This window comes from Protofrankia sp. Cas8, from assembly GCF_963555845.1.
Classification (GTDB): Bacteria; Actinomycetota; Actinomycetes; order Frankiales; family Frankiaceae; genus Protofrankia.
In genome coordinates this window covers 1-11509 of record NZ_CAUVXI010000179.1, presented here as the reverse complement: position 1 = coordinate 11509, position 11509 = coordinate 1, and the positions used below count along the sequence as shown (strand labels likewise).

The following is an 11509-nucleotide window of genomic DNA, read 5'->3' as shown; positions in this document are numbered from 1 at the left end:
GGTGTTGACCTGCGGCCAGCACCACCGAATGTCACATCACAGTGACTGGCAGGTACGGATCGGTGCCGACGGCATCCCCGAATGGATCCCCTCGGGATGGATCGACCCGACCCGCACCCCCCGACGCAACCCCTACCGCCGCACGATCCACGACAAGCGAGATAACCCCGGAGACGATCTCTTCGGCGGCGTTCCCTGAGAGCACGTGATAGCGGGGAGTGGTCGGCCCTGGTGCGGTCGGCGGTCCTGGGGCGGTCCTGGGGCGGTCCTGGGGCGGTCCTGGTGCGGTCAGCCGGCCGGGCGGTGCTGGCCGATTACGCTGCGGACTGGCCACCTGTGGCCGGCGATGGGGACTGCGAGCGTCAGCAGGGTCGCGATTTCCAGGAGGATGCTGGCGATTGCCTGAGGCGAGGGTTGCAGACCACGTTCGACGAACCCGAAGACGCCGACCGTCCGGGACAGGATGAAACCGCCGAGCGCGCCGGCGGCAAGCACCGCGGCTGTCGTACGCAGGACGGGTGAGTTACTTAAAGGCTGCCGCGCCTATCCTGGGCGCTGCCTGCGTGTCATACCCGGGCGGATATTGCTCATGGCGTCACCACCACCGTGCCCAGCATGAAAGGATGGATGGAGCACAGGTAGGAGTACTGGCCGGGCGTGGTGAAGGTGTACTGATAGGTGGCCCCGGTATCCAACGTCGGGGAATGCAACATCCCGCCCTTGTCGGTGACGGTGTGTGCGTCGGAGTCCTCATTTGTCCAGATGACCGTGGTGCCAGCCGGTACGGTCACCGTCGCCGGTGAGAACGCGAAGTTCTTGATGGAAACATGGCCGGCGCCGTCGGCGTGCTTGGCGTGCTTGGCGTGCTTGGTGCGTTCTGCGTGGACCCACCGCACGCTGCGAGCACGGTTGCTCCCGCCGTCAGCACCGCGGCAGTCACCAGACGTCTCGTGCAGTACCGGCCAGTGGAAAACCCTGTCATTACGTCCCTGTCCGGCCCGTTATCCGGGCCTTCTTGTCGTGGTCAGTCGTGTCGTGGTCGATTCCTGTGCAGACCGCTCACCTGTAGATAGGGCGTCCGGTTACGGCGTGCCGGGCGGAACCCGATCGTCAGAGGGATTTCGGGGGGGCGTAGATCTGCACAACGCCGCCGGCCTCACGGACTTCCAGTTCCGGCAGCGTCCGTGGCGGCGGTCGCAACTGTGACCGCACCACCTCGCCGGTCATGGCGAAGACAGTCCGGTGACAGGGGCAGTTCAGGCGCCGCACCGCAGCGTCCAACGCCAGCTGGCATCCCTGATGTGTGCAGACACCGGAAACGGCGCGCACCTGGCCGCCGACACGTTCCACGAATCCGGTCACAGTGCCGAGGTCGAACGTGCGTATTCCTCCTTCCGGCAGGTCCTGGCTGGTCGCGACGGTCCACCAGGCCCCGACGTTGGGCACCACCGTGCCGCCCGCCGCAACGACGGTTTCCGCTGCGGGGCCGCCGTCCTCCCACAGGTGCTCGAGGCCGGCGCCGATGGCGGCCGCACCGGCAGCCACCGACGTCCCCTGCACGAATCGCCGACGCGTTCCGGCCCGCCGTGGCGCCGCCGCACCGTCAGCCGCACCGTCACCTGCCGGACCGTCACCTGCAGATCCACAGCCCTCAGGTTCCCCCGGGCGGACGCCAGCCGTTGGTGCAGCTCCGCGATGAACTCCGCGCGGGGCGCGTCACCGCCCGGCCGCGCGGCCCGTAGCACGATCGCCGTCCGTATCGGCGCGACATCCTCGGGCTTGGCGCGGAACGGCGTCGGGCGACGTTCACCAATCAGATCGTCAATGAACCTCCGCGCGCCGCGCATCCTCACCTCTCCGTCCTCTGGGCGACCTCGGCCGCATAGCGCAAGGCCCGGTGTTGGAGGACCTTTGCGTTCGGCCACTCTCACCCCCAGCTCGGCCGCTGCCTCTCGGACCGAATGCGAGTCCAGGAACCGCAGCCGGAGGATGCGCTGGTACCGCGGCGGCAACTCCGTCAGGATGGCCTCGGCCCGCGCAGGCGGTCGCAAGCAGGTATGCCCGTACCTCACCGACACTTGCCGAGACTCGCAGCGGACGCAGCGCAGCCATGAAGACCTCGGCTGTCAGGTCCTCGGCGTCCGCCCGGTTACCGACCTTCGCGTACATGATCCGGTACATCCGGTCCGCATTGTCACGGTAGATCTCCTCCCAGCCCGAGTAGGTGTCGTCGGACACCACGTGCAGATGCGGCACCGGGGACGGCGTCTCGTCGCCGACGTTTCCCTGCACCCATCAGATAGCCAGCGGGGTTACACCTTCGACAAGAGGATCATGTTCAGGCGGGACAGCGGGCTGCTGTGTCACACTCATGACGTCATACTCATGACCTTTGGTCCTACCCGGCCCCGATGGTTCGGGTTCGAGCGGTAACCATGGTCGCGGCCGATCGGCATTGGGGGACAGCTTGCCACTGAGTCGCCGGGCACTGCTGGCGGCTGGCGTGGCCGGTCCGTTTCTTGTTGGCTGCGCCGCGCCGCACGGCGGATCGCCCGGCGTGCCGGAGCCCGTCTCCACCCGACCATGGCGGGGGCGTCGGGGGCTGCCGCGGCCCGATCCGCCCGGGTCGGTGGGTGCCGTGTCCTCGACCCGCCCGGTGCCGGCCAGCCCGACAGCGACACCGACACCGACACCGGTGGCGGGTGGGGTGACCCGCGATGAGGTGATCGCCCGCTACGGTTCCATCCGGCCTGTCGCCTGGGGCCTTGACGTTCCCGGCGTGACCACGATGTTGCCGCCCACCACGGGCAGGACGATCGCGTTGACGTTCGATGCGTGTGGCGGGCCGCTCGGCAGCGGTTACGATCAGGAGCTGATCGATTTCCTTCGTCGGCAGCGGGTGCCCGCCACTCTTTTCCTCAACTCCCGCTGGATTGACGCCAACCGTCCGGTCTTCACCGAGCTCGCAGCCGATCCGCTGTTCGAGATCGGCAACCACGGCACACAACATCGCCCGCTGTCGGTGTCCGGTCAGTCCGCCTACGGGATCATGGGTACACATGATGCCGGCGAGGTGTTCGACGAGGTCGCCGGAAACCGGGACAAACTGAGCGCGCTCCTCGGACGTCCGCCGCGGTTCTTTCGGGCGGGCACGGCACACTGCGACGACATCGCGACGCGTATCGTGGCAGACCTCGATGAACACATCGTCAACTTTGACGTCAACGGCGATGCCGGGGCGACCTACCCGCCCGACCAGGTTGAGAAGGCCGTTCTCACGGCACGACCGGGATCCATCATCATCGGCCATATGAACCATCCCCTTGGCGGTACCGCCAAGGGGATGGCCGCCGCGCTGCCCCGACTGAGCGGAGCCGGCTTCCGCTTCGTCCGACTCTCCGACTGCCTGATCTCGAAGTGCTCTGCCTGAGAGCGCTTGACCGCCTGACGGCTTGACCGTCTGAACGGGCCGGAGAACCGGTTGCGGTTGATCGGACCGAGGTACGCCGTCACGTCCCGTTCTGACCTACCGCGGCCAATCCGCGTCGCTGTGATGGCAGACTACGGGTCATTGGCGACAGGAGGATCCCGATGATGGGGCGGCGCGGGCCGGCTGCCTGCTGCTTGTCCTGCGCTGTGGCAGGGCCGGTAGTCCTGTTTCTTGCCGTCCGATCCGCCGGGCGATCGTGACCACTCCCGCCGGGCGGTCCCCCGGAGATCCGGAGCGGATTGGCCCGTACGTCCTTCACGGTCGGCTCGGTGCCGGGGGCATGGGCATCGTCTACCGGGCTGAGGATCCCCACGGTCGGGTGGTCGCCCTCAAAGCCATCCGGCCCGAGATCGCCGGCGACCCCACGTTCCGCACGTTGTTCCGGCGGGAGGCGAGGAACGCTCGGCAGGTCATGCCGTTCTGTACCGCTCCGGTGCTGGACGTCGATGCCGACGCCGAGCAGCCGTACATCGTCACCGAATTTGTGGACGGTCCGACGCTCAGTGCGGCGGTCGAGCGCCGCGGTCCGCTCGCAGGTGCTGAGCTTCATCAACTCGCGGTGGCGGTCGTGGTCGCGATGATCGCTATTCACGACGCCGGGATCGTGCACTGCGATCTCAAGCCGTCGAACGTGCTGCTGTCCCCGTTGGGCCCGAGAATCATCGATTTCGGGGTCTCCCGTGCTGTGGACGCCACGACCGCGGCCACCCAGCAGACAGGCCTGTTCGGCACGCCGGCGTTCATGGCACCGGAGCAGATCAAGAATTACAACAGCGTCACTCCGGCTGCGGACGTCTTTGCCTGGGGCGGCCTGATCGCGTATGCGGGCACCGGCCGGCGACCGCACGGGGACGGGCCGCGGGATGTGCTGCTCTACCGCGCCGTGCATGAGGAGCCGGACCTCACCGATCTGGATGGCGGGCTGCGCCCGCTGGTCGCCGCGGCGCTGCACAAGGATCCCGAGCAGCGGCCGTTGACCGGGGAGCTGTTACACCGACTGTTGCAGGATCATGCGCTGGAGCAGGAGCCGCAGAATCTGCTGTCCGAGATCCTTCGCGACCAGGTCTTCGGGCCGGAGCGGGAAAAGGCGGTCGAGCGGCTGCTGCGCCTTACCGTGTCCGTCGACACGGCCGTCCTGAAGATCATTCCGTCGGAGCCGCTGCCGGCCCAATCGGACCCGTCGACTCTGGGCAAGAAGGAAGAGGAGAAAGAAAAGAGAAAGGGCGGACCCGGTAGGGTTTTTCGTCGGTGGCGGCCCCGTGTTCGGATAGTGACCAGCCTGGGCGCACTTGCGGTGATTGCAATCCTGGCCGCCGCCATCCCATCCATTGTGGATGATCCCGGACCGGTCGTGAAACCCACGTACGTGATTGGTTTCCAGGGTGCGTTGAGCGGTGCGAACGCCGCGCTCGGTCGCAGTATGCTCCTGGGCACTCAGGCCGCTGTCAATGTTGCGAACGACGATCCGGATCTTCCCTTCAGATTGGCGATAGCCGAGTCGGACGACCAGGGCCTGGCGGCGGAGGGTGCCCGCGCCGCCCAGGAACTCATCGACAATCAGCGTGTCGTGGCCGTCATCGGCCCCACCTTCTCCGGGCCGGCGGAGACCAGCATATTGAAATACTCCGATGCCGGCTTGGTGGCCGTGAGCCCGTCGGCCACCGCGCCGGGGCTGATAGACCTGGATCTGGCTGGACACACCTTCTTCCGGATTGTTCCGCCGGATACGGCGCAGGGGCCGCAGACCGCGGAGTACATGACGGTGATACTCAAGGCCCGGAAGATCCTGCTGGTTTCTGATGACAGCAATCCGTACGGCCAGGGTCTCGCCGAAGAGCTGGGAAAACACCTCGAAAGAATCCGCCAGCAAAAAAAACTGACGGTCGCCACGACCGTCCTGAAAGTCACCTCGGGCGCTGACTACGCGAAGATTCCTTTGGATGTGAATTCGTACGACCTGGTCTACTACGCCGGTTACTCGGCGGAGTTCGCCGAGGTTATCAAGGTTCTCCGGAGCCGAAACTTCAAGGGCTCGATAATGAGCGGCGACGGCAGTAACCAGGATCTGTTGATCAGGCAGGCGGGAAAGGAAAATGTCGAAGGTGTCTATCTCACCTGTCCATGTCGTGAAGTCGCCGGGATTTTTCCGCGCAGTGCGGAGGCGGAGCGGTTCGTCGAAGCCTACGCCAGGCTTACTTCCCCCGGTACGGAGCCGGATTTCTACGCCGCCGACGCCTACGATGCCGTCGGGGTCGTCATCCAGGTCCTGAAGGGCCTCGGCGGACATGTCACCCGTCAGTCGGTTGTCAACACCTTCCGTAATACCGACTTTATCAGGGGATTCGCGTTCGAGGGCATCACGAAAAAAATACAATTCAGTGCGACCGGCGACGTGCTGGGTAGTGATATCTACCTCTACCAGGTCAGGGACGGGCGGCGGAAGCTTCTCGGCAATATTGCGGATCTGGTCCGCGGGAATGGCTGACCAGCGTCGGCGACGGCCTCGCTGGGGCGGCCACCGTCAAGGATCGGTGGACGCTGTTGCGTAGTCCTTCCTGTACGGATGGTATTGGCGGGAGGCGTTGAGTCTCGTTGCCACACCCGTCGGAAAAGGTTGCGCGACGGTTGTCACGTTCTGAGACAGGATGACCGGGTGCCGATCCGACGCCAAACCCCGTCAACCCGCGCGCCGCGGCGGGCCCAGCCGATGCTGCCATTGCCGATCCGCAATGCCGGTCAGCCGGCCCGAGGCCGTGACCTACCGGTGACTGCATCATGCGGTGGCTGCAGCGCCCGATGGACCGACCCGGACGCCACTCACTGCCGGGTCTGCCATGTCACCTGGCAGGACCTGAACGGTTTTGACACGCATCTGGCGGAGTGCCAGCCAGGGCTTGCCGCCCGGTCCACCCGCTCTGGCCGGGCGCCGCGACGCTGACCCTCGGATCAGCGTCGGCGCGGCAGCCCCGAGGGGCGTTGCGTTGCCGTGGCCGGCTGCTTCGCGGGGGTATGGACGGTCCGACCGCGTCCAAAGGCGATTTCATCGACGTTGATCCCGGCTGGTTTGTCGAGGAAGAACCGCTCGTCAGGTGAACCCCGGCCGGCGGGATCCCGGTGGACGCGGGACGGCCGCTGCCCCCCTTTCGGTCTGATGCGCCGAATGACGAGCTCCGGTTCGCCGACTCCGCCGAGCGCCGCGAAAATGATGAACAACAGGATGATCGATGATCCGAAGGTCGTCAGGATTCCGAGCGAGTACGGATCGAATCCAAGCGGGGGGCGCAGGCTGGGCTCGGGTGTGACCTGGGTGGCCGCCAGCGCGGTGTAGTGCATCGTGCATACGGCCAGGGCCATCACTGCGGACGCTGTGATGACGTGGTGGGCACCGCCCAGGGAACCGAGGAAGGTGCCATCCTCCGACGACGTCTGGAGGTCGGCCCGGGCGCTTCGGTGAAGTCCGAGTGGACCAGGCCCGCGACCTACACCGTGCAGGGCGATCCAGAACGCCATGGTGGCCGCGAACACCGCGATGAGGACGGACAGGACGACGACCGGCATTCGGTAGGTCACGGTTCCCGATGTGCGCATGGCCGCCATGCCGGTGTAATGCATCGCTGTGATCGCAAATCCGGTGCACGCCCCGCCGGTAATCAACCGGGTCGTGTTGAACGGGTTGGTCCCGACGACGCAGAGGCCGAGGGCGGCACCGGCGATGGATATACCCAGGGACAGCAGTGTTTCAGATAAATTGAACGTGATGTCCGGTCCGATATGATAGGCGAGCATGCCGACGAAATGCATGGACCAGACCGCTCCGCCGCCGAGCGCCACTGCGGTGACTGTGATCCACCGCAGTCGCCTGCCGCCGCGGGTCGCGCGGATGCGGGCCGCGCTCGCCAAGGCCGCGAACGAACCTACGGCGGCCAGCAGATAGGACAGACCGACAAATCCCAGGTCGTATGTTGCCGTGAAATGAGCGTGGGCGGCAGCGAGGTTCTCCACTGCGCTGCCGCCGAGAGGGCGAACCGTGGTCATCATCGGATTCCTTACGTGTGACGCCGTTGTCACCGTACGTCTTACCACTATTCGTAGCGTCCGATAAGCACTTGGTAGTCATCTCTGTGGCAACGTGCTAACTATCAGTGAACTGAAGGGTTCGCTAGCACCTGAAGGGTTCGCTGGCATCGCCCCAGTCGGTCACAGCTGGCGTGCCCACCCGCAGCGGGATGCGACATACGCCCACCTGGAGCTGGTCAGCGCCACGACTGTCCAGCGATCCGATGTGACGGCGCGGCGCTGCCCGTCGAGGCAGGTGTAGCGCCCGCCGATCACCTCGTCCACCGTTCCACGGGCACAGTCACGCTCTTGGTACCAGCACCACGGTCCGCTCGCGCAACCGCCAAGGTGGGCCATCAGGCGGTAGCCGGTTGCCGGACCGGACCGCAGGTTGAGCTGGCAGCCGTTGGCGGCGGTGGGGACCATGTACCAGTGCGTCGCGGGCAGTGGAGTCCCGGCCCGCGTCTGGGCGACCGCGGGTGAGCCCCAGGAAACGGCCGCGAATGTGGCCAGCAGGCCCATCGCCAGTGCGACGCCCCGGACGAGGCTCCGTCGGCGGACCTGTCGTCTCCGCACGGTGAATCTGATTGACTCGGGGTGAAACGGGGCAACCGGGAACATGACGCCTCCAGGACCATGGATTACTCACATGCGGATGGAGGACGTTCTACCGTGGATGTCGCCCCGTGTAGTTGTACGGCACGCCGTGTGCCCGAAATCGGCGCACCCCGCAACAGGGGGTGGATCTCAGCGCGAAGGGTCGGGCAGGGGACCCACTCGCTGTTCTGCCATGGCAAAGGCGGCGAAATCGATCGTGGTATCCGTCTTGGGCGCAAATGACCGGTCCCCACCGCCGTACACGGCCGAGAACATGATGCCACCGATGCGGACCTTGTCGGAGATACGCGGGTTATAGCCGTGTTCCTTGAAAGTGTCCTTGTTGTCGATCCAGACCGCCAGCAGCCCCTGGGAGACGGTTTCGAAGTTCATCCGGACGCCTTGCTCGACACAGATCCACTTGCCGGTCTCCCACGTCCACGTCTTCTTGCCGGAGACCTTGATCGGCGTGTCCGGGCGGGCGGTGTTCGAGTAGACAATGCCCTCACCGTCCTTTCGCCAGGCGAACCGGCTGGCGAAACCATTTCGGTCGGTGTCGGTGCGCTTGTCCTCGCCCTTGTTGTAGATGACCCCGTAGAATCCGGGGAGCTTTCCCGCCTTGTTGAAGTCGAAATCATGCGGGAAGCGTACGTAGTAGCGCAGGTACATCTCGTAGGTCGGCCGGCCGTCCATAGCGACGAACAGTTGGGAGCCGCCATAGGTGTTACCGTCGTTGTAAACCTCGGCATCGGGGTTGTTGAACGTGTCGCCCGCCGGCAGTGATACCCGGACGATCTTCTGGAAACGCGGGTCGTCGGAGGGCAGTATCTGCGCCCGGTCCAGACCGAAGGTCGCGCGTTGCTCCGGAACGAGACCTTTGCCGAAGAAATCCGCGGCGCCGGTGTCGAAGAACTGCGGTGCCGCGTTCGTAGCGGCGCCGGATGGCGCCGCGGGGTCCGGTGGAAGAGTCTCGCTGGCCGGGTCGAAGGGATGCTTGGGCTTCGAACAACCCGCCGCGGCCACGCCCAGCAGGCCGAGTGCCGAACCCAGCACAGCCCGTCGGGTTCGGGCCGGCGGTGATGGAACAATGATCCCGCGGTCAGTTGACCGGATGGTTGACGGGCCAGGTACGTCAGGCAGGTACGATCCGTTCCCATCGTTCATCTGTCGACCCCCGGCGGTCCGCCGCTGTACTCATGATCACTGTATGTATGATCACCAGATTCACAGTCAATTCCGAAATTCTCCCGCCTACGGTACCAGTACGGCGGACTCGCGGAATATCGGCTGTCGCGGCGCCCGATCGGGTGCGATCTCGCCGAGCCGGCCGGGATCTTTATAGCGGCAGATGATTCTCACGGTGATTGTACGGATGCTGCTGACGAAACTCGTCGATCACCGGCCCGGCAATTGTCCGCATCGTTTCGCCTGCCGATCCGTTCGCCTGCCGATCCGTTCGCCTGTCGGAGCGGCGGCCGAGCCGGAGCGCCATACCGATCAAGGTATGACGCTCCGGCCGACACCGACACCGACACCGGATGGCTGGACGGCTGGACGGCTGGACGGATCGGGTGGCTGGAGCAGGTCGCCGACGGGCCTACGGCCGGCCCAGAGCGTGGTACTCCCAGCCGGCGGCACGCCACTGGGCGGGGTCGAGGGTGTTCCGGCCGTCGATGATCGTGCGGGTCGAGACGACCGCGGTCAGGGCGGCCGGGGCGAGCTCGCGGAACTCCATCCATTCGGTGAGGTGCAGGACGATGTCCGCATCGGTCGCGGCGTCGACGGCGTTGTCGGCGTACGTGAGGTCCGGGTACATCCGCCGGGCGTTTTCGATCGCGGCCGGGTCATAGACGGCGACGGTTGCACCGGCCTGGTGCAGGGCGCTCGCCACGGCCAGTGCCGGGGAGTCACGAATGTCGTCGGAGTTGGGCTTGAAGGCCGCGCCGAGGACCGCGACCTTCTTGCCGGTAGCGCGCCCGCCCAGGAGCCTGGTGGCGAGCGCGACGGTGTGGCTGCGCCGGCGGAGGTTGATGGCGTCCACTTCGGCGAGGAACTTCACGGACTCACCTGCGCCGAGCTCGGTTGCGCGTGCCTGGAAGGCCCGGATGTCCTTGGGTAGGCAGCCACCGCCGAAACCGAGGCCGGCGTGCAGGAAGCGGCCGCCGATCCGGGTGTCGTACGAGATGGCCTTGGCCAGGTGGGTGACGTCGGCTCCGGTCACCTCGCAGATTTCGGCCATGGCGTTGATGAAAGAGATCTTGGTGGCGAGGAACGCGTTCGCCGCGACCTTGACAAGCTCGGCGGTCGGGTAGTCGACGACGACGACGGGAGTTCCCGCGTCGATCACCGATCCGTAGACCCGGCGCAGCGTCTCCTGCGCCGTGCCGTCGGCCCGCACGCCGAAGACGAGCCGGTCCGGGCGCAGCGTGTCGTCGACGGCGAAGCCCTCCCGCAGGAACTCGGGGTTCCAGGCGAGCTCTACCCCGGGCGCCTGGGCGCCCAGCCAGTCGGCGAGCCGGGCGGCGGTTCCGGCCGGAACCGTGGACTTGCCCACAACCAGCGAGCCGGGACGAAGCCCGCCCGCGATCAGTCCACTGACCGCGGAGTCGACGTAACGCATGTCCGCCGAGTTCGAGCCGGGGTGCTGCGGAGTGCCCACGCAGATGAAGTGGACGTCGGCCCCGGTCGCGGCCTGCGCGAGGGAGGTCGTGAAGGACAGGCGGCCGGACTCCAGGTTCTTGCGGAGCAGTTCCTCCAGTCCGGGCTCGAAGAAGGGCACTTCACCGGCGGCAAGACGGGCGATCTTGTTCGGGTCCACATCGACACCGATGACCTCGAACCCCAGCTCGGCCATGCAGACGGCGTGGGTCGCGCCCAGATAGCCGGTTCCGATCACTGAAATTCTCAACGGACCGACAACTGTTGTTGCTTCCATGATATGTTGCAAACCCCCAGTTGACAGTAATGTTACCTTGGGTGTCGCAGCTTTGACATGATCCGTTAACGTGCATCACGTTCGGACCATGGGCTGCGGAGAAGAAAGATTATGCTTGCACTTGGTGAACCTAAAGTAAAATTACTCAACGTAATCGACGTTTCTTGTAGCGGTACAAGCGCGTTCGGTAGCAACGGCACCCCCGGTGTCCGTGCGATTTGCGTCACACTGCTAACGTGCCCCCCGCACTGCTATCGGGAGTGGGGGTTGTTCGGCCCTCACGTCAGACGACCATTCTTTGGCCGACATGAAGAGGGTAGGCCGACGGACATCTACAGTTTCTCGGGTAGGTCTTTCGGCAAGCCTCCGGAGGGAAACCGTTAGGCAATGGACGTGCTCAGTTCCGTGATCGACCGCATCGGATCGTACTG

Annotated in this window: 8 protein-coding genes and 2 pseudogenes; 3 read left to right on the top strand and 7 right to left on the bottom strand. The window is 65.6% G+C overall.

Features of this window, described 5'->3' with window-relative positions; all coding sequences use genetic code 11:
- Positions 1-199: pseudogene (locus tag U9977_RS20955) on the top strand (hypothetical protein); the annotation flags it as partial.
- A 388-nt stretch (positions 200-587) separates the two neighbouring features.
- Here U9977_RS20955 and U9977_RS20950 read toward each other — a convergent pair.
- The 3 genes and pseudogenes from U9977_RS20950 to U9977_RS27165 all read right to left on the bottom strand — a co-directional run bounded on the left by U9977_RS20950 (position 588) and on the right by U9977_RS27165 (position 2241).
- The gene (locus U9977_RS20950; protein WP_322750992.1) at positions 588-896 is read right to left on the bottom strand and encodes a cupredoxin family copper-binding protein; all 309 of its coding nucleotides are present in this window, start codon (positions 894-896) and stop codon (positions 588-590) included.
- A 214-nt stretch (positions 897-1110) separates the two neighbouring features.
- Positions 1111-1560, bottom strand: a complete 450-nt coding sequence (locus U9977_RS20945; RefSeq protein WP_322750991.1) for a Rieske (2Fe-2S) protein — start codon at positions 1558-1560, stop codon at positions 1111-1113.
- A 289-nt stretch (positions 1561-1849) separates the two neighbouring features.
- Positions 1850-2241, bottom strand: a pseudogene (locus U9977_RS27165) (RNA polymerase sigma factor).
- 226 nt (positions 2242-2467) lie between these two features.
- Here U9977_RS27165 and U9977_RS20930 point away from each other — a divergent pair.
- Entirely contained in the window at positions 2468-3430 is a 963-nt protein-coding gene (locus tag U9977_RS20930; RefSeq protein WP_322750990.1) for a polysaccharide deacetylase family protein, read from the top strand.
- Between the two features lie 256 nt (positions 3431-3686).
- Positions 3687-5975: a bifunctional serine/threonine-protein kinase/ABC transporter substrate-binding protein gene (locus U9977_RS20925; protein ID WP_322750989.1), complete on the top strand. Its 2289-nt coding sequence runs from the start codon at positions 3687-3689 to the stop codon at positions 5973-5975.
- Between the two features lie 461 nt (positions 5976-6436).
- Here the strand turns inward: U9977_RS20925 and U9977_RS20920 are convergent, their stop codons facing one another.
- From U9977_RS20920 to U9977_RS20905, 4 genes are all read right to left on the bottom strand, one after another.
- Positions 6437-7525: an MHYT domain-containing protein gene (locus U9977_RS20920; protein ID WP_322750988.1), complete on the bottom strand. Its 1089-nt coding sequence runs from the start codon at positions 7523-7525 to the stop codon at positions 6437-6439.
- Positions 7526-7687: 162 nt separating this feature from the next.
- Entirely contained in the window at positions 7688-8122 is a 435-nt protein-coding gene (locus U9977_RS20915) for a hypothetical protein (RefSeq protein WP_322750987.1), read from the bottom strand.
- Positions 8123-8293: 171 nt separating this feature from the next.
- Positions 8294-9196, bottom strand: a complete 903-nt coding sequence (locus U9977_RS20910) for a polysaccharide lyase (RefSeq protein WP_322750986.1) — start codon at positions 9194-9196, stop codon at positions 8294-8296.
- A 544-nt stretch (positions 9197-9740) separates the two neighbouring features.
- The gene (locus U9977_RS20905; protein WP_322750985.1) at positions 9741-11078 is read right to left on the bottom strand and encodes a UDP-glucose/GDP-mannose dehydrogenase family protein; all 1338 of its coding nucleotides are present in this window, start codon (positions 11076-11078) and stop codon (positions 9741-9743) included.
- Positions 11079-11509: the final 431 nt, after the last annotated feature.